The 18768-nt window shown below is 59.6% G+C and carries 14 protein-coding genes; 1 reads left to right on the top strand and 13 read right to left on the bottom strand.

What is annotated here, in order from left to right:
• Positions 1-178: 178 nt before the first annotated feature.
• Positions 179-2251 (bottom strand): T9SS type A sorting domain-containing protein, encoded by a 2073-nt coding sequence (locus ONB25_01720; protein MDZ7391607.1) that lies wholly within the window; start codon positions 2249-2251, stop codon positions 179-181.
• Positions 2252-2343: 92 nt separating this feature from the next.
• Positions 2344-3513 (bottom strand): T9SS type A sorting domain-containing protein, encoded by a 1170-nt coding sequence (locus ONB25_01715; GenBank protein MDZ7391606.1) that lies wholly within the window; start codon positions 3511-3513, stop codon positions 2344-2346.
• Between the two features lie 562 nt (positions 3514-4075).
• On the opposite strand from ONB25_01715, the gene ONB25_01710 reads away from it, so the two are divergent.
• The gene (locus ONB25_01710) at positions 4076-4267 is read left to right on the top strand and encodes a hypothetical protein (GenBank protein MDZ7391605.1); all 192 of its coding nucleotides are present in this window, start codon (positions 4076-4078) and stop codon (positions 4265-4267) included.
• Positions 4268-4557: 290 nt separating this feature from the next.
• Here the strand turns inward: ONB25_01710 and ONB25_01705 are convergent, their stop codons facing one another.
• The 11 genes from ONB25_01705 to ONB25_01655 form a co-directional block, all read right to left on the bottom strand.
• Positions 4558-5538, bottom strand: a complete 981-nt coding sequence (locus ONB25_01705) for an undecaprenyl/decaprenyl-phosphate alpha-N-acetylglucosaminyl 1-phosphate transferase (protein MDZ7391604.1) — start codon at positions 5536-5538, stop codon at positions 4558-4560.
• 181 nt (positions 5539-5719) lie between these two features.
• Positions 5720-6898 (bottom strand): glycosyltransferase family 4 protein, encoded by a 1179-nt coding sequence (locus ONB25_01700; protein MDZ7391603.1) that lies wholly within the window; start codon positions 6896-6898, stop codon positions 5720-5722.
• Positions 6899-6901: 3 nt separating this feature from the next.
• The gene (locus ONB25_01695; GenBank protein MDZ7391602.1) at positions 6902-8053 is read right to left on the bottom strand and encodes a glycosyltransferase family 4 protein; all 1152 of its coding nucleotides are present in this window, start codon (positions 8051-8053) and stop codon (positions 6902-6904) included.
• A complete protein-coding gene (locus tag ONB25_01690) occupies positions 8050-9036 on the bottom strand; it encodes a glycosyltransferase family 2 protein (protein ID MDZ7391601.1) in 987 nt (328 codons plus the stop codon). The genes ONB25_01695 and ONB25_01690 overlap by 4 nt, the downstream gene beginning before the upstream one ends.
• Complete coding sequence (locus ONB25_01685; GenBank protein MDZ7391600.1) at positions 9029-10186, bottom strand: O-antigen ligase family protein; 1158 nt, start codon at positions 10184-10186, stop codon at positions 9029-9031. The genes ONB25_01690 and ONB25_01685 overlap by 8 nt, the downstream gene beginning before the upstream one ends.
• The gene (locus ONB25_01680) at positions 10183-11265 is read right to left on the bottom strand and encodes a glycosyltransferase family 4 protein (protein MDZ7391599.1); all 1083 of its coding nucleotides are present in this window, start codon (positions 11263-11265) and stop codon (positions 10183-10185) included. Before ONB25_01680 ends, ONB25_01685 begins: the two co-directional genes overlap by 4 nt.
• A gap of 2 nt (positions 11266-11267) precedes the next feature.
• On the bottom strand, positions 11268-12557 hold the full coding sequence (locus ONB25_01675; GenBank protein ID MDZ7391598.1) for an oligosaccharide flippase family protein: 1290 nt from the start codon (positions 12555-12557) through the stop codon (positions 11268-11270).
• Entirely contained in the window at positions 12554-14302 is a 1749-nt protein-coding gene (locus tag ONB25_01670; GenBank protein ID MDZ7391597.1) for a capsule assembly Wzi family protein, read from the bottom strand. Before ONB25_01670 ends, ONB25_01675 begins: the two co-directional genes overlap by 4 nt.
• On the bottom strand, positions 14280-15368 hold the full coding sequence (gene wecB, locus ONB25_01665) for a UDP-N-acetylglucosamine 2-epimerase (non-hydrolyzing) (protein MDZ7391596.1): 1089 nt from the start codon (positions 15366-15368) through the stop codon (positions 14280-14282). Before wecB ends, ONB25_01670 begins: the two co-directional genes overlap by 23 nt.
• An 11-nt stretch (positions 15369-15379) precedes the next feature.
• The gene (locus ONB25_01660) at positions 15380-16690 is read right to left on the bottom strand and encodes a Wzz/FepE/Etk N-terminal domain-containing protein (protein ID MDZ7391595.1); all 1311 of its coding nucleotides are present in this window, start codon (positions 16688-16690) and stop codon (positions 15380-15382) included.
• Entirely contained in the window at positions 16687-18636 is a 1950-nt protein-coding gene (locus ONB25_01655; GenBank protein ID MDZ7391594.1) for an SLBB domain-containing protein, read from the bottom strand. Before ONB25_01655 ends, ONB25_01660 begins: the two co-directional genes overlap by 4 nt.
• Positions 18637-18768 lie beyond the last annotated feature (132 nt).

Genomic DNA, 18768 nt, shown 5'->3' with positions numbered 1-18768 from the left:
GACAGGATACCCGAGCGCCGTACGGGCCATTGGTCTGCACCCATTGGGCCTGCAAAAGGGTTTGAGCCCACAAAAGCGACAGGCACAAAACAATCCTCCCCCTGAATGCGCACAATTGCTTTTGCGATTTCATGGGACACCCCCAAAAAGTTTGGTTTTTTGATCGCCTTATCCTACTCTACTTCACTACTACCATCTTTTTCACCGCGTTAAAAGCCGCCATCTGAATCTGGTAAAAATAAATACCGGACGCCAGCTCGCGGGCATCGAAGCGGACTGTGTAGAGGCCAGGCTGTTGCATCTGGTCCACCAAAAGCGCTACCGCCTTGCCCCGCACGTCCACGATCTTCAAGATCACCCGGCACCTCTCCTTGACCTCGTAGGCGATGGTTGTGACCGGATTGAAGGGGTTGGGATAGTTTTGCCGCAACTCAAACTCTTGCGGCGCCATTGCGCTCTCTGAACATACCTCCGTAGCGCCGACATGCACCGCCGCGCTGGCACTTGCGCCGGAGAGCTTATCCGTGCAGGTGACGGAAAAATCCCCCGCTTGAGTGGCGGTATAGAGCCCGGTGGAGTCAATGGTGCCACCCGTGGCCGACCACTCCGGCTCAAAGTACAGTGTATCCCCGTCGGCATTCATCCCCACCGCTGTGAACTGCTGCTGTTGGCCGACCACCAAGTTCACCTGATCGGGCTTTACCACTACCTGCGACACCGTCCATGGTTCAGAAGACCGGCTCAAGCAGGAGATGGCGGCCGAGGCTTTTGCGACGACCAGACGGCCGATGGTGACCGTCACTTTCACCGTATCCGCCGTGCCGCGGGATGTTCCCGGAGGGATGGCAAAAGGGATGGCAATCGCAACCGATGCAAAAGGCGCCAATTGGGTGGTGCTGTCATTCAAAGCCGGCGCCCAGCCCAAATTGGAGCTGACTGTATAGGCAAGTCGAACGGCGGTCATACTTTGGTTCTGGAGATAAAGCTGCAGCGTATCGCGGGTTCCGGCGTAGCCGAAGGATGGTGCAAGCGTTGCGGATGCCTGCAGAAGAGTGGCGTCTGCAGGGAAAACCGATACCGGCCCGCCGAATACAGATTGCAGCCTCCACTGTTCGGAGGGAATGACATGGTTACTGAATATCCGCTTAATGTAGCCGCCGGCGATGGCGTTAAAGTAGGTCGTCTGGGTAAAGTCGATCGTCCCGTCCACAGTGGTATAAAAATCCACGCCGGTCATGAGGCCGATGCCGACGCCGTTCTGGATTTTCACAATGATCTGCCGACCATAGACGCGCAGCGTGTCGGCAGTGATCATGCCGTCGACCCGTTCGATGAGTACCGTATCAGCGCGGAGAGTTACGCTGTTAAAGTTGTGCGCCAAGGATGCTTTGCCGAGTCCGGACTGGTTGCCCATGCTGCCGTTGTTGGTTACCTTTTGCCCTTGAATTTTAAGCCGTCCGTTTTGCAAAGTACCAAGTCCTGGGAAAAGCCCTCCCTTGTTAAGAAATTGGTCGGCAGCAATAACAATATCTCCCGCGTAATACAGCCCATCCGTGGGCGTATTGCCGGTTGTTATTCTGCAATCAGGGCCGATTTCAAAGTTTGCTGCTCGGATGCGGACTCCGGTTGTTAAGTAGGACGATTCGGAATAGAAAAGTGACAGGATGCTGCTTCCGTTATGCATCTTGAAAAGATCAGTGTTGACCCCCAACATTCCCACTCTCAAAAATCCCCCTTCCATATTGAATTCATGCCCCCTGAAAACAAACCAATCGATATCCTTTACACTGCCACCCACATTGTTGAAAACGACTTCTTCCGGACTAAGTTCAGGAATAAAGCAAGGCCCGATCGTAAGATTGGCTTCTTTTGTAGTTCCCTGTATAGTCCCTTCATTCTGCACCGTCACCTTGCTCACCAAAACTCCAACGCCATCAATGCGCAGAGTTTTGCCTGTGAGAACTTCTGCGCCCTTGCTCACTTTGAATTCTGTGGTAAAAAAGCTGCCGCCCTGAAGAGCGTGCAATTCTCCTTGAACGGTGATTGTCCACGATATAGCCGCTCCGGAAAATAAACACCGCTTTCCTTCAGGAATGACAACATGATCGTTGACGCCGGGAACACGATTGGTGCTCCAATTGGCCGGATTGTGCCAATTGCCGTCGCCGGACATATTGGTAAAAACGGCAACGTCCGCCCACGCCAGCGTGGTTGCGAGCAAAGACGCGAGTAGTACGCAGGACCTTTTCATAGCCTACTCCTTTCCTGATGAGTTGAGGGCCTGTCAGATCAGTTCACAACAGATGCCGTGTTCTTTCCAGTGCCTCGACAGTGCGAGGACTGTTACTTCAGCAAGACCATCTTCTTTGCGCCCTGAAAATCCCCCACGCGAATTTGGTAGAAAAAGATGCCCGAGGCCAGCTCCCGGGTGTCGAAGCGCACACGATAGGCGCCTGGCTGCTGAACTTGGTCAGAGAGCCGACCGACTGTTCTGCCGCGCACGTCCACAACCTCAAGGATGATCCCACGCGGGTCTTTGACAGTATATTCGATCGTGGTCACCGAGTCGAAAGGGTTCGGGTAGTTCTGGTGCAGGGCACAAGAGTTCTGGTGCCCTGTGGCGGCCACGGAGAAGTCAGGCTCTAAAAGAGTCCAGGTCCCGTTGTACAGTGACGCGTGAATGTCGTTTTGTCCAAGCGTTGCGGCGTAGCGATAGGCAACGAGGAATTCGTTCCGCTTGATTCCATATGTGGGCGGCGGATAGGACCTCATACCTTCGTATGCCTCAGTGCAGGCAATAGGGGCGTTGACAAGAGGACAGGCAAGCGACTGGCCCGCTCCGTCGAGCAGGGCAAAAAGCGTGTCCCCTGGCAGCACGCGCAGCCGCTGGCCAAAAATATCCGATGGAGGGACCTGCCACCCCGGTTCACTGCCGTAGGAGCCGTCCCACAGGTTCCTGCGCCAGTGATTCCACACCGCCAGGAACGTACCGTCCTGCTGATTGTAGTCCGGCTCATCCTGGTGGTAGGGGTCGGTGCAAATCTGGAAGTCGTCCCAGGTTTTCCATGCTGTGGGGACCGCGGGTGGTGTGCCCTGCTGGTCAAAGAGCACCACCGTGTAGTGCGAGTCGGCTTCGCGCTGGTATTTGCAACCTCGGCGGAACGCTGTTATGTCGGGGAGATAGCTCGCCCACTGGCCCATGATGTCTGCGGTGTACCCGGGGTATTCCGTGCAGACAACCATGCATTCGGGCGGTGTGTTCATGTGGCGGCGGGTGTGCGGCTGGGGCGTTTCATAGGTTTCGTCGTTGGCGGCCACATGGGGGGAGCCGCGGTAGGAAGCGCCCATCAGTGCTGGTGGGGCGCTTGCCACCCTCCCGCCGCAGCTCTGGGAGGCGCTGATGGGAAACTCAGGCAGCCATGGTGGGGCGTGCGCAGCGCCGGCCTTTTGCAAGGAGCCCTCCGGCACCGGCCGTCCCCACGTGTCCAAATGAACACCGTGTGCCTCACGCACCCGCACTCCCCAGAGCTCAACCGTCCCCTCCGTCAGTGAGTAACGACTGTAAACTACCAGCCACTCGTCAATGCGGGAGGTGTGGAGACCCAGGCATGTTTTTGAACTTGCTATTGAGAAGACTGTCGTTCCACTTGCTTTCCAGCAGACGAGAACATACTCCGTGTGGTCATGGTCAACGCGGCGCGTCCTGGTCGCTGCACGATCGAAAACCTGACACCGGTTGCGAAGCCTTGGAGCTCGCCCTGCTACCTTTCGCCGGTCGCCGCAGACCCACAGGGGCGTCCATAGACGCGTCTGGAGCCGAGCGGAGCGGGCCCGGACCGGCATGCTCCTCCAGTACGCAGTGAGTGGAGAGGCCACATCAAATTCAGCGCATGGGGGCCACGCCTGGGGGTTGGGAAGCGCTGCTTGTTGATGAATGGAAGACATGAGCGTGGGCGAGGGCGTGATCGGCCCTAAGGGATGGGGCGGGGGGAGCCCGCAGGTGCCCCCTAACGGACAGGGTACCCGCTGTGGCTGGTACAAAGGAGCCTGGACCTCAATGCACAAGGAGAATGACATGGCAAGATATACCCGTCATCTTCTCGCCGACCGCTGGGGAGCACTACGTGGTGGCACCCCACGTGCCTCGGCGGCGCGTTACCCCCTGAGAGATGCCAGTTTACCGGAGGTGGAACGGCTACGCCTTCTCCTTTATTACGGCGTAGCGCTGGGTGCGAAGCGCGCCACGGAGAGGGTCTTGAAGCTTTGACTCCCTCACGGTGGAGGAATTTGCACAACAACAGGTCGATCGCCCAACTGTGAAGGAACTGAGGAGGTTAGAACGATGCTTTGGCAATGGACGCAAAAATTTAACCAAATATAGCGAAAATGTCAAGCCCCAAATTGAGATTTTCTTTCGCAATAGATATGGCCCAACTCCCGTCACCCCGCAAGGTGCCGTTCTCGCGTATACAGCGACGCGATCCGCCGGGGACTTGTCGCGCGCAGGGATCTCCTTCAGGCGACTGCAAATGGCTGGAGGTGGATTGGCACGGAGCCTCACTGGGACAGGCACAATGAGCACAGAGGCGGCAGCCATTTCGCGCCAAGCCCTGCCAAGAGCAGCGCTGCCCCAGCCAACGCCAGGCTCACCGCGCACATGAGCAAGGTGGCATTTCCATGGGAAAGGCCGGCGTTAAGAAGGCGGTGGTGGATGTGCTCGCGGTCGGCCACAAAGGGGTGGATGCCACGCCGCAGGCGTCTGATTATGGCCAGCGAGGTGTCGGTGACTGGCAGAAGGAGGGAGAGGAGCGGTACCGCTATGGGGACGGTTCCTGGTTCAAGTTGTGCCCCGGCGGCCGCCAGCCAGGCAACCACAAAGCCCAGGAAAAGACTGCCGGAGTCGCCCATGAAAATCGCAGCCGGGTGAAGGTTATAGGGTAGGAAACCGGCCAAGGCGCCAAAGACTACGGCGGCAACGAGGACCACGAGGGCGTGCCCGTGGGCACAGCCGAGCACCGCGGCCACAGCTACTGCGGACATGACTACACCAGTGGCCAAGCCGTCCAACCCATCGATGAGGTTGATGGCATTGGTGATACCTACTACCCAGAGCAGGGTGAAGGGAATACTGCCCCATCCTAAGGGGAAGCTCCCAAAGCCTGGTAGAACGATGACCTCGATTCTAAAGCCGGACCAGACCAGCACCAGTGCACCGAACGACTGCAAAGCGAGCTTGAAATTGCACCCTAGGCCGCGCACATCGTCGGCTGCCCCCACAAGGAAGAGGACGGTCCCGCCCAGCAGCAGGCCTATGACTTCCCTGGACAATGGGTGCCCAGTGGCGGCCATCACCACCAGCGGCACCACCACCGCGGCAAAGATGGCCCCACCTCCCAGCTTTGGCACTCGGCCCGTGTGCACGGTGCGATGGTTATGGCGAGCCACCACGCCGTGACGCAAAGCGAGCCGACGACACATCGGCGTCGCCGCCAGGGCCAGGAGAAAGGCAAAGGCCACGAGGATTGTGAAAGGTGCCATCAGCACTGTTTTCCGCGCTCAATTTGCAGGTGACTGACCGCTTCCGGACGATATCCGCTCACCACGTGGTTCAGGACAGTACAAGAATCCTCTACGCTCCCCTTGCGGGCACCAGAGTATGAAAAAGTGCAACTACCTTGCCAGATCCTGGGCGCCGAACTCTGTTATTGGCGGAAACCCGCTAGCTCAGGGGGCCAGGCTCGGCTGAGCCTGAGGCACACAAACGGAGCCACGCCTCCTCATACAGCCGAATCACGGAGGCCACATTGACCTCAATATCGAAGAATTCCTTGCTCATGGCCAAGCAGTTGTGCTCCATCTGATGGTAAAGATCTTTCTCGCGCCGCAGTGTGCCTATTGCCGCGACGAATTCCTGCGGCCGGCGCGGTGTGCACAGGAAGCCGTTGTAGCCGTGGCGCACGCACTCGCGATTGCCCTTGATGTTGCTGGCCACTAGGGGCTTGCCAAAGGCCATCGCCTCGATCAGCGTCATGGATAGACCCTCCCAGAGAGAGGGCAAAACCAACACGTCGATAGCCGGGTAAATGGTCATAGGGTCCGCGATCCAGCCGGTCATGGTGACGTGCCGCTGACCAGCAAATCGCGCCGCAAAATAGGGTTGATAGGGGCCTTCGCCGACAATGAGGAAATGCACCGGTAGAGCAGCGCACTGGTCCACAATGGCCGCCAGGGTGGTCGGGTCCTTTTGCTCCCAGAGGCGGCCCACGTAGGCCACCACGAATGCGTCCTCAGAAATGCCCCAGGTCCGACGGAACGACATGCGGGCCTCCTGGGTGTTTGCGCGCTTGACTTGGGCAAGGTCGACGCCATTGTAGGCTGTCGACGCGCGCGCAGCCCGCACGAGGTGTCGCTCGATGGCCAGCTTGCGCTCCTCGTGATTGACAAAGATGACATGGTCAGTGTATAGCCCGGCCATTCTTTCCACCAACCCATACCAGAAACGCTCGCGCTTGGGAGAGAACTCGTGGAAGGGAAGCCCATGGACCGTGTGAAACACAAGGTCGCATCCGGCCAGGCGTGCGGCCAGCCTCCCCAGAGCACCGGTTTTCGAAGAGTGCGTGTGAGCGATCTGGAAACGATGGTGTTTGAATAGCCGCACTAGTGTAACAAGAGCCCGCAGGTCCTGCCAAGGGACAATTTGCCGCACCAAAGCGGGGACCACAAGAACCTTCACGCCTATCTCCGCCAGTTCGGCCGTAAGCGGTCCGTGCTGTTTGCAGACCACCCAGCAGTCAAAGCGACTGGTGTCCAGACGCTTGAGGAGTTCCAGCATGGCCCGCTGCACGCCTGTCATCAGCGGGAGCAGCTGCAGGTGACAGATGCGAATCCTCCTGCCCATCGATTACTTGCCCCCTGCTGCTAGGCCGTGGACGATGCGCGCCAAGACCTCGGCTGTGCGCGCACAACTGGTGCGCCAATCGAAGCGTCGCAAGTTCTGATAGCCGCGTGCCACTAGGGTGCGCCGCAAGTCTTCGTCGTCCAGCAGGCGCAGCATGGCCTGCATCATTTCGTGCGCGTCGTAGGGGTCAAAAAGCAGGGCTGCATCGCCGACCACCTCTGGCAGAGAGGTGCAGCGCGCCGCGGCCACTGGCACCCCTGCCGCCATGCTCTCCAGCGGCGTGAAGCCAAACCCCTCAAAAAGAGACGGCGCGATGAAAAGCCGGGCGTGGCGATAAATGAGCGGCAGCTCATCAGGCTGCACAAAGCCAGTGACTACGACGCGACCGCTCAACCGCAACTGTTCCACTGCCTCGTGCACCTCAGCAGCACCCCAGCTTTTCTTGCCCACAAGCACCAGCGTGAAGGATTCCCTGCCCTGATCCACCAAGAGCCGAAACGCCTGGAGCAATCGCACAAGGTTCTTATGTGGTTCCAAGTGGCCCACCGAAAGGATGTAGGGTTCAGCTAGTCTGTAGCGCTCGCGCACACTGGTCCACTGTGCAGGAGACCCCGGCCGAGAGAATGGCTCTGCGTCGAACCCTTCGTAGATAGCAGACACCCGCTGTTCCGGCACGCCCAAGGTGTTCACGATGTCCATGCGGCTAAACTGGGAGACGGTGAAGATGTGGCAGGCGCGCTGGGCACTGCGGCGAATCATGGCGCGCAGATAGGCCTGCCTGAGGCGGCCACAGACGCGCGGCAGGTGGAACCAGCGCAAGTCGTGGATGGTCACCGCGGTGGGCACGTTCACTCCGAACGGAATGTAGGAGATGGCCGAGTGCAAGAGGTCGATTTTGTGGTGCGCCAGTACCCCCGGCCAGCGGAGTGCTTCCAGCGCAATGCGCGCCACCGGACGGAAGGACTCAACTGGAAGAGTGACCAGCGCACCGGACTCCTGCCATGTCGCAGGCGGCTGGAAATCGGAGGCGACAAAGACGACCGGCCGAAAATCCACGGGCTCGGCAAGGAGATAGTCGATGAGGTGGCGCAGGTATACGCCCAGGCCGCCGCTCCACTGGTTCAGAAAGACGGCATTAATCCCCACCCGCTTCATGAAGCCTCCGAATGCATGGCCTGCCATCTTTTTTCCGAAGCCAGCAATGCATCGGGCCACTGCTCTTTGAGCACGGTTCGCAGGTTGGGCGAGAGCGACAGGCAGCGGCGGAGAGCGCGCCAGTAGTCGGCGCTCTGACCGGAGCGGCGGAGCACGGCCAGGGGGACGCGGAGGAGCATGCCCATAAGGATCACGCGCCACGCCCATCGCGCGTGGCGCCATCCCTGCATAATCCCGACCATATGGCTCACGTTCACCGCATTGTGACACAATGCCCGCACCAAGTCGTGTCTGGCACCGCTCCCCTGCAAGTGCCGCACCTTGATATCAGGGAGCACGACGACCTCCCAACCCGCCTTGTGGGCGCGCCAACACCACTCCATGTCCTCGGCATAGAGAAAATGCCGTTCGTCCATCGGCCCGATTTCGTCGACTACCTTCCGCCTGATTGCCATAAAGGCCCCATCCACATAGTCCACCCGTCTGGGCTGGAGTGCTAAGCGTGGGTGGTCGGTGGCAAAGAGCGGCGCGTCGGCGAACAGCAAGTGCATCTTGATGAGGGTTTGCAGACTCTGGAAGCGCCTACCACAGGACTGTACCCTACCATCGGGGAAAAGCAGCGTGGCCCCGACGATGCCTGCGCGCGGCCGGGCCGAAAGAAACGAGCTTATGCGGGCTATCGGCTCGTCGCTGAGAAGAAGGGTGTCGGCATTCATGATGAGGAGCGGGTCCCCATGTGCTGCGGCGAGGCCCAAGTTCACCGCGCGTGCAAACCCCATGTTTTCCCTGTTAGCCAGAATGCGCACAGAAGGGAAACGGCGGCGCACCGCTTCTGGTGTGCCGTCGGTAGAGGCATTGTCCACGACAATGACCTCAGCCTGGGTCTGCCGATTCCTCGCCAAAAAAGACCCAATACAGTCCAGTGTAAGGTCGCGCGTGTTCCAACTCACAATGATGGCCGAGGTTATTGTGTGCTCACTCACCCTCATGCCTTTTCGTTGGGGAAAGGGTCGAAGAATCACCTGGCAGCACCTTTGTCGTTGCGGCGGCGAGTCCAAAGCCAAGCGCCAGGAAGAAGCGAAATTGGGCTGAGATGAAGCCAAACATGAGATAGATTGCCATGACCAGGAAAAATCCCTCCAGCCCGACACGATAGGGCGCAGATAAGCCTGAACCACGTGAGGCAGCGCGCAACAGGAGCCAACACGCCCCCAAGGACAGCAGGAAGAAACTGAAGCCGATGAAACCCTCTTCGGCAAGAACCTGCAGGAAGGCATTGTGTGGCTCCAACAGGTCTGGGTCCGGCGCGACAATCGCCAAGATGGGGCCTTGTTGCTGAAGCACGCGAGGGAAGTTCAAGGAACCCACACCTGTGAGGGGATGACGCAGAAACAAAGTGAGCGCGGTCTTGAGAAGTGTCCAGCGTTCAAGGTTGGATACGTGAGTAACAGAAAAGAGCTCCGTCCATCGATATAGAAGCAAATTGGGATCGAGGAGGTAAACGGCGATGAGGACCACCGCAATGCCGCCAAGGGCGGAGCGCACGAGCGCGCCGCTAAGCAGACTTCGCTTGTAATCAAAGAAAAGCAGAAGCGGCAGAGCTATCCACGCCGTGCGGGACATGGAGAGCACGGTGGAAAGGACACAGACGGCTGCCAATACCACGATTAGCAGGTTGCTCTTGCGCAAAAACGGCAGCAGGAGGGCAAGGGCCAAAAGGGCCTCGATGCCGGGGAAGAGGCGGTAGCCGAGCAAAGGCAACCGGCCCACCGCGACCAGCACCAATACGTGGAAAACCGCCAAGGTTCCTGACAGAGCAAGCGTCCAGTAGACGAGGGCAAACTCTTTTTTCCTCTCCACCCAGGCGAAAACCAGCGCCACAAGTACCACGACTTCTGCCCATTTGAGCGCAGATTTGGCCACACGCCCAAGGTCCACCGCGTTCCATGCGGAAAGGGCAATGGCGCAGGTGTAAAGCACGAGTGAGAGCAGCAGGAGCATGGGCAATCTTACATCGGTGGCCTTAAGACGAAATCCATTTCTCGCCAAACGCACCGTGACGGCCAGGAGGAGGAAGACCAGGAGAGGGAGTTCCAACACGTGGACATATGTGCCCGCAATGCGAACGATCATAAAGGCTGGCTCCCTCCAGCTGGCACATTGGCCATCAGAACATGGGCAAACCGCGCGGAAGCCTGTTCGGACGAAAACTGAGCGACATAGCTGCCGGCCGCAAGTGACAAGCTCTCCAGGAGCTGTGGGTCATCCAATAGCCTTCGGACCTGAGCAGCCAAGCCCTCCACATCACCGGGAGGTGCGGTGAGCACTGTTTCGCCTTCGATGGCATACTCCAGAATTGCGCCAACCCTGGTGGCCACCACTGCGCACTTGCATGCCATGGCCTCAAGCGGCGGCAGGCCGAAGCCTTCAGAGTGGCTTGGAGACAAGAGAATGTCGCACGAGCAGTAGAGCCGGCGCAGGCGCTCGCCGATGGGACGCAGGTGGAACTCAATGTCTGGAGGGACATCCTGACCGCGCTCCAGCCCGTACATGACCAGCTGCACATTGGGGTGAGTGCGCCGAACCAGCTCCATTGCGGCCAAACCATCGGTAGTGCCTTTCCACGGGAGACGGCTATAGGGCAAAAGGACCCGCCGTGGCTTATGGAAGCGCTTGTGCGGATTGTAGAACACTCTGTGATCGACGCCGTTCAGCACCTTCCCCACCACAGTGGCGCCAAACCGTTCTCGCATCAGACGCTCCAGCCACGTGGACACCACGATGTGCTTCAGGGGGAGACGGTACGAGTCGTCGATCGCTTGCCGTGAGCCATGCCAGGTCTCATAGTGCTGGATGAAGTAAAACTTTTCGCCTTTGCGTGGGGGAAGGGCAGCCACAGAGTACGCGGTCGGCCAGGCAGTGGCGATCACGGCGTCGCCGTCGGGGACAAAAGGATCGCGGACTGCAGGTACTGGCCGTAGAGTTGCACGAACGGGGAACCAAGGCACCGTATTGTGGTGGAGCACATTGGCTGCCAGGCCGCGGAGCTGCTGCCACGTCCTGCGCGTATTGGCCAAGCCGTCGCCGAAGCGGTAGGGGACCAAGGGATACACGATCGTCACCTTGTGGCCATGGTCCACCAGCCAGTTGGCGTGCTCAAAGACCACTTTTACCCCGCCACTCAAACTGGTGAAAGGGAGGACGAACGTCACCCTCAACGGCTCCTCCTCGGCGCGTAAAGCGCATAGAGTGTGACCAAGAGATGCTCGCCAATCCCGAGGGCAGATTGCAGCACGGCCAGCCCCAGCACGCCGTAGTGCTGCGTCGCCGGATATGCACCGAGCACGAGCAGGGCAGTTCGGCCAAGAGCGACCCAGAACACCACCTGGGGAGCGCGCAGGCCGTAAGTGGTGTAGGCGACCATCGGTAAGGTCAAGAGCGTCAGCACAAAACTCGGCATCAAGGCATCTAACGGTACAATGCTGGCCAGGTAGTGCGGCCCAAACACGGTCCCAATGACGGTGCGACGCACGAGGTAGTAGACAACGAGCACCAAAGCAACCACAGGTCCGCCGCGGGTAAACAGGCGCACTAACCCCCGGCGGACGGCGGCCCGCTCATGGGTGGCGGCAAAGCGCGGAGAAAGGGCGCTGACGGCCGCCAGAGTCAACATATTGACTACCTGCCCGCATGTCAACGCGACGTCGTAGGCCCCCGCTGCCTCGGGGTTACCCGTTTTTCCTAAGGCAATCACCGCCCATCGTTGGTACACGTAAGCAAGCAAGCCGCACAAAGCCACCCACTTGCCAAATGCCACCATGGTCTTCAGATAAGCCCAATCTTCTCCTATTTGCGGCGCCAGAAGCCTGCGGTCCTGGAGCGCGAGCGGAACCAGCCCCACGAGGTTGGCACTCCAGGGCGCCAGCGCAAGAAGCCACCACAGCGTCTCATCGCTGAGGTGCCAAACGCGATAGGCCGCCAGGGCACCTGTGCTCCATGCCAGCTGCACGAGCGCCACCCATACCACGAACCGCGCGTAAGGCGCGAATCGCCGCTGCACCTGGTAGAGAAACTCCGGCGTGTGACAGACGTTTTGTCCTAAGCCAAAGAGCAGCGCCGCGCCGGTGAGGGCGGACCGTGGAGGCACGCCCAGCAGAGTGGTGCAGACCCAGGCGCCCATGAGAGTCGCGCTCACCAATAGCCTGGTTCGGACAAACCTCCAGAACCGGCGGTGCTGCTGGTCAAGCGGCGCTCCGCTTTCCAGCACGATGAAGGCGGCACCACACCCCAATTCGGTGGCGCCGGAAGCGATGTACCCCCACGCAAGAAGTACTGCCACCTGCCCGTACACCGGCGGTGCGAGTAGTCGTACCAGCACCACCGTCTTGACAAAGGTCAGGGCGGCGGCAACCGTGCGTCCCCCAACGGATAGGAGAATGTCACCATAAAGCGGGCGCCTGGCGAACAATTCGGCCTCTTGCACGCTGCCCTGCCCGTCGTTCACAGATTCAAACTCAAAACAATATCGATGTCGCCGCGTTTGATGAGACCCCCACCTATGCACCCTGTCCGCGCCCAGCTGTAGGTGTAAGCGAGCGCCACGAAGGCGTTGCGGACCACTTGGTAGCTGGTGGCAACGCCCACAGTGGAGGTCCGCTCGCGCACTCCCGCCAAGAACCGGACGTACTCAGGGTCGCGCGGGTACGCATGAGGCAGAGATGCATCACCGCCAACATTCTGGCCCTCGGGATTCGCCCCATGCCGCCGCGCCTCGCCCCATAGCCGCAGTTCCCACCAGAACGAGGGGCGATAAGCGAGTTCGGCGTAGAGATCGTCCGCATTGGGGCCGATCCAGTGCCCGAGGGTAGTCGCATAGTGCGTGTACCGAGTAACGTCGTACGCGTGCGAGTAGGTATAAGGCCGGACGCGTGCGTATTCCACACGCGCCTCAACATCGGCGAGGCCGCACGGATCGACCGTATGCGCGCCGAGCAGAAACGCCGTCTTGTTGCCGTAGAAACCTGTGCCGAGCTTGCTCGTGCTCAGGTCGTCGATAAAGAGCTCGCCGTACAGGCGGAGTCCTGCCATCGGCTTGCATTCCACATCCAGGCCCATGGTGGCGTTATCGCGGTCGCCGAGGTAGTGTTCCGCGGAGCGAAAGAACATTACCGGATTGAAGTAGGTCGGTTCAAAGCGGCGGCCGGCAAAAAGAACTGTCTCATATACGGCGATGTCGAAGACTTTACTCAGGGAGAACTCCAGGCGATGCGCTGCCAGCGCCTTTTCTTGGTGACCACCACGGAAAAAATCAGGCACATAGTGCTGCAGCCACGCCAGCATGGTGGTCAATTTGATGCGCTTGCCAGCGAGTTGCACCTTCACGAGGTCGTAGGACGTTGGTCGATCCGAGAGACCCAGTTGTCCCCGGCGCCCTGGCCCCCAGCGGTTACTGTCCTTCCCATACTGGAGAGTGAGAAACGACCAGCGAAACACGAGGGAGGCGCAGGTCTCGTCGTGGTCAATGGAGGAGCCGGCGCTGCGCACGAAGCCAAGGCCCTCCAACGTATAGTTGGTGCCGGCTACCGGATAGGTCCTGGTGCCCCACTGCCGGGAATCGCGCACATCTACGAAAAAGCCCAAGTGCCTGTCCACGAAGCCCCAGAGCACGAAGCCGTTCGTATTCTCGAAGACGCGCTCGGTTTTTCTTAGCGTATCAGCGTGAGCTATCAGCCGGCGACGAACCAGGATAGGGTCCCAGTAGATCGTGAACGGCGCACTGGAAATATGCAAAAAGTTCCGCCCATTGGCGTAGATCAGATCGGGGAGGAAACGATCCAGCAAGCGGCTATGCACCAGTCGCTCCAGGCGCGTGGGGTCGGAATTCGGCGAAGTGCCTAGCCTAGTCAGCTCCTCACGAAACTCTTGCTCCAAAAAGCGCACGGCTTCGGTTTCAGCGGCAGTGAGCCGTGTGCCCTGGCGCAGACCCTCGCTGAGCGCAGCCACGGACAAGGCCACCTCCATCCTGGTGAGGGGTTTAGTGTTGCCCAAGAGATGAGGGAGAAGGCCCTTTGTCTCCATTCGCTCCAAGAAGTCGTAGACCCAGTGTCGAACTGGCACGTACACTGTTTGCGCCTGGACGTTGCGCGTCAAGGTGATCCCGAGGATGAGGACTGCGCCTCCCAGTGCGGCAAGATAGGAACAGGACACTCCTTTGGGCCTGGTGGTCTTACTCACTCTTGCGCTGGGCATGAAACTGTTCCACTATGGCCACAATCTTCTCGCAGGCCGTGCCGTCGCCGTAATGATTGTTCCGCGGCCCCTTGGGCGCGAACGAGCGGATGGCCTCGGCAATGGCCTTGGCGTCGGTGCCTACCAGGCAATTCCAGCCGTCGGCCACGGTCTCCACCCATTCGGTCTCCGTGCGCATGGTAATGCACGGCACGCCGAAGAAGTAGGCTTCCTTTTGCACCCCGCCGGAGTCGGTCAGGATGGCGCGCGCATGCTTTTCCAATTGCAGCATGTCCAGGTAGCTCACCGGATCGATGGCCAGCAGGTTCCGCGCCGCGGTGAGCAAGGGTTCGAGCCCATGCTCCTTGACAAAACGCCTTGTCCGGGGGTGCACAGGGAAGACGATGGGCTCGGAGGCGGAGCCAAAGGCAGTGAGGATTCCCTTGAGATGGGCCGCGTCGTCGGTACTGTGCGGGCGGTGCACAGTTGCCAGAAGGTAGGCGCGGCCTTGGAGCCCTAGGCGGTTCAGAATAGTGGAGCGTTCTTCGGCCAACTGTCCGAAGTACAGAGCCGCGTCGTACATCACGTCGCCCACCAGATGCACGCCCCTGGTGATACCTTCGCGCCGCAGATTTTCCACCGCAGTCACCGTCGGGCAGAAAAGCAGGTCCGAGGCCCGGTCCGCCAGCACACGATTAATCTCCTCGGGCATGGTGCGATTGAAGCTACGCAAGCCGGCTTCCACGTGGGCAACAGGGATGCATAGCTTGACTGCTGCTAATGCGCCTGCAAGAGTGGAGTTGGTGTCGCCGTAGATGAGCACGAGGTCCGGCTTCTCGGCCACCAGCACGCGTTCAATCCCCACCAGCATCTCCGCAGTCTGTTGACCGTGAGGCCCGGAGCCTACCTCAAGGTTGTATTCCGGCTCTGGGATGTCCATTTCGCGGAAAAAGACGTCCGACATGTTCTCGTCATAGTGCTGGCCGGTGTGGACCAGCACCTCCTGATGCCTTTCCCGCAGGAGCTTACAAAGAAGCGCGGCCTTGATGAACTGGGGGCGCGCGCCGACGATTGAGATGACTTTCACCGCTTGCAGCCCTATTGCTTACGGGCGCGCCTTCGGGGGCGACGCCTCAGTCCACGTGGTCGTTTCAGAAGCTTGGCGATTTCTCCAACATTCCGTCTGAGCCGTTGCCAGTCGCCGGCAAGTTCCTTGCCCATGCCCTGCAGCCTCTCCCTATCCATTGGGGCGAGCGAAACAAGCGGCACCACGAGCACCCACAGAGCGCTTAGCACGCCGGTGAGCACCCCGGCGATGACCACGAGCACCATCCGTCTGGGTTTGCTCGCGCGTTCCGGCGGCACTGCCCGATCCAGTTGTTGCACAGTTGGCGTATCGCGTGCTTCCTGGATCTTTGCTTGGTAGTACTGCTGGTTCAAGAGCTCCCATACGGTCTCTTGTACCTTCACCTCGCGGATGAGCTCTGCCAGCTGGCGCGCCACCTCAGGGAGCTCAGCGATGGGAATGTAGAATTCCTTGTTCCCGCCGGAGGAGGAGTCTTCGCCGAATTGGAGTGCGTTGTAGCGGGCTTGCATCTCCTCTAGTTCGCGTTGCGCCAGGATTACCTGGGGATTGTCCGGGCGCATGGTGAGGCGCAACGTGCCCAGCTCCACTTGTTTGGCGATGATGCGCCCTTTCAGGTCGCCTGCGCTCTCGATGGCGGCCTTTGTCTGTTCCTCCAGCGCGATGGCTTTGTGTGTCTCCTGAAATTCAGCCAGGGCCTTACTGGCTTCGCGCAGTTTCACCTCCGTCTGGGCGAGCTGTTGCTCGATGTATAGGCGCGAGTTCTTGGCTCGCGAGACGCTCTTTTCTCGGTTTACTTGATCCAGAGCGTCGACCATGGCATTGGCCACGTCCGCAGCAAGTTGCGCCTCTGGCATCTCCACTTTGATGGATATAATCCCCTGGTCAGAGGCATACACGGTGGTGCAACGAGCCAAGCGATCCAGGCCGCTTTCTAAGGACTTGGCCCGCAGCAGTTGCAAGAGCGGCGCCTGAGCTTTCTTGCGGGAAAAGGTGCGCTGCAGTACCATTTCCCGCACAGAACGACTCTTGAGGATCTCCACGAAGAGTGCGGCCGGCGAACCGGCTTTCGGAAAACCCAAGGGTACCGCAGGCAGCTCCGCCAACATTCCCTGCAACGCAGTCTGCTGCGCCTCAGCCGGTGGCAGCAAGGTGGTCACTGCAGTGTAACGCCTGGGCAAGAGGAAGCTCAAGACACCGGTGGCGATTGCCGCGACGAGGACATTGCGGAGAATCAGCCAGCGGCTGGCGACCAGCCTGCTTAGTAGCTCGACCAGGTTCAACTCCTGTGCAGAAGGCGCCCGGTGAATAGCTTCGCTGCTCATCGCCGATTCACCACATTGTCTATCACGAGGGCGACGGTGGCGATTTGCGAGGCCACCAGCATCACGTCGCGGAACAGTCCCCAATAGTCGCGTGGCCTCCGCCTGGGCACGTAGATAATGTCGCCCGGGACTAGTTCCTTGACGTCCTCATCGTCCAACACTTCGCCGGTCACTTTGATGACCTTGGTCTTGCGCTTGTTGGCATCCCAGGCAAAGCCGCCCGCCTGGGCAATGTAATAACCCACCTTGGCCCTTGGTACGTGGACGATGCCGCCCGGTCTTGCCACCCTGCCGGTCACACCTACCACCACCGGCGCCTTCGGCACCTCGATGACGTCCCCATCCTCGAGGACGACATCCTCGCGCAGGTCATGTTTGACCACCAGCTTGTAAAAGTCCACCACGATGCGTCCAATCTCACGTGAGTTTTCTTTCATGACCAGGTAGTCGTATTCGAGGTCGGTCATCTGGTCGCGCGTCATGCTTTTGAGCCGCTCATATTCCTTGTCCAAGAGAGGGGGAGTGCTCTTGCGGATGAGACGGGCCTCACGAATCAGTGCCTCATCGGTGAAGCCGCCACACTTTGCCATGACCTGGCTCAGGGTAGTACTGTCCTTGACGATCGCATAGATGCCCGGGTACATGACCTCGCCGCGTACCTCCACGGTGGGGCCCACCTGCCACTTGGGGATCTCGCGGACAAAGACCTGATCGTCCTCCTCCAGGAGCACATCCTCTGTCCTGTCGCCTTCCAGCAAAAGGCGTCTCAGGTTCACTCTAACAAACGAAGGCGGTTGCTTGGGATCGATTTTGGCAACTTCGGCTTGCAGCAGGTCCGCCCTCCGGGTCACATTGCCGGCTTTCAGAATCAGGTCGCTCAGATGCATGTTTTCTTCGAGCAGGTATTGGCCAGGGCGGTTGACTGCGCCGGAGATGGTCACCACGCGCTCATGGAGCAGGTCGAGCTTGGAAAACACGCGCACGCGGTCGTTGTTTTGCAGTCGCAAGGGGCCAGGATTCGCCACGGTGTCCAGATTCACGAAGTGCAGGATGCGCTCGCCACTGGGAAGGAGGCGACTTACTTCGATGCGAGCGCGGAGCGCATAGTCAGTGAGCCCACCGGCTAGTTCCAGGAGCTCTTTGAGGGACTCGCTGCTGTCAGGGCGCAGCTCATAGGCGCCAGGACGTTTCACTTCGCCCACGACCACTGCCACTTTATTCAAGACAGGCACATACAGCCGGTCCCCACCGTGCAACAAGATGTCCTGCGCGGGATCACGGTTCGTCAACAGTCCGTAAAGGTCAACGGTGGCAAAGAGTGAGTCGCCGCGGTAGACCTGGATCGCGCGCAACGAGCCACGGGGCGTAGGGCCGCCAGCCGCCGACAGAGCGTCAAACACCGTGTTCAGGGCGGTGAGTTGATAGCGGCCAGGCTGCTGCACCTCTCCCACCACCGTCACCTGCACCTGCTTGGGGGCGATGAGCATCACCTGCAGGGAAAAGTTCTGGAAAAACCGGCTCATGATGCGCTGCAGCAGTTGTTGCAAACCATCCAGGCTCAACCCCTCTACGGTCACCACGCCGGCAGGGGGCACATAGATTTTCCCCTCCGCGTTCACCGTGACGTCCAGTTCCTTCTGGATCTTACCCGTGAGGAACACACCCAAGCGGTCCCCTGGTCCTAAGGTGTATCCCCGAGGGAGCGTTCCAGCGCTGAGAGCCAGTTGGCGTGCGCCGAGGAAAAACTCGTGTCCGAAAATGGCGTATTCTTGTCCCCCGTCTCCTGTGGACGGCGCCGTCAAGTTTTCTGCAGGGACCGTTTGCAGCGCATGCCTCAGCTCCTGGTAGGGAAAAGTTGCGGGTAATCCCGAAGGGCGGGTACGCTCTTGTGCGCCGCCTGAAGACAGCAGAGCGCCAAGGACAATGAATGCGAGCACTGGTCTCATTTCTACCTTTGTCTTAACTGGAGGCGCCTGGCAGCATGGAAGTAGAGACAAGCGCGGAGCATATTCGGCGAAGACTGATCCCAGGCGCGGGTAATATACAGAAATATCAGCAGCCAATCAACGCATTTTTTT

It is taken from the genome of candidate division KSB1 bacterium (genome assembly GCA_034506335.1).
In the GTDB taxonomy this organism is placed as follows: Bacteria; Zhuqueibacterota; Zhuqueibacteria; order JANLFK01; family Oleimicrobiaceae; genus Oleimicrobium.
This window is presented reverse-complemented; position numbering and strand designations above follow the sequence as displayed.

Bases quoted from the DNA above. Each gene is read 5' to 3' on its own strand.
- ONB25_01720 (MDZ7391607.1), bottom strand. From the start codon at position 2,251: ATGAAAAGGTCCTGCGTACTACTCGCGTCTTTGCTCGCAACCACGCTG.
- ONB25_01710 (MDZ7391605.1), top strand. From the start codon at position 4,076: ATGGCAAGATATACCCGTCATCTTCTCGCCGACCGCTGGGGAGCACTA.
- ONB25_01705 (MDZ7391604.1), bottom strand. From the start codon at position 5,538: ATGGCACCTTTCACAATCCTCGTGGCCTTTGCCTTTCTCCTGGCCCTG.
- ONB25_01700 (MDZ7391603.1), bottom strand. From the start codon at position 6,898: ATGGGCAGGAGGATTCGCATCTGTCACCTGCAGCTGCTCCCGCTGATG.
- ONB25_01695 (MDZ7391602.1), bottom strand. From the start codon at position 8,053: ATGAAGCGGGTGGGGATTAATGCCGTCTTTCTGAACCAGTGGAGCGGC.
- ONB25_01685 (MDZ7391600.1), bottom strand. From the start codon at position 10,186: ATGATCGTTCGCATTGCGGGCACATATGTCCACGTGTTGGAACTCCCT.
- ONB25_01670 (MDZ7391597.1), bottom strand. From the start codon at position 14,302: ATGCCCAGCGCAAGAGTGAGTAAGACCACCAGGCCCAAAGGAGTGTCC.
- ONB25_01660 (MDZ7391595.1), bottom strand. From the start codon at position 16,690: ATGAGCAGCGAAGCTATTCACCGGGCGCCTTCTGCACAGGAGTTGAAC.
- ONB25_01655 (MDZ7391594.1), bottom strand. From the start codon at position 18,636: ATGAGACCAGTGCTCGCATTCATTGTCCTTGGCGCTCTGCTGTCTTCA.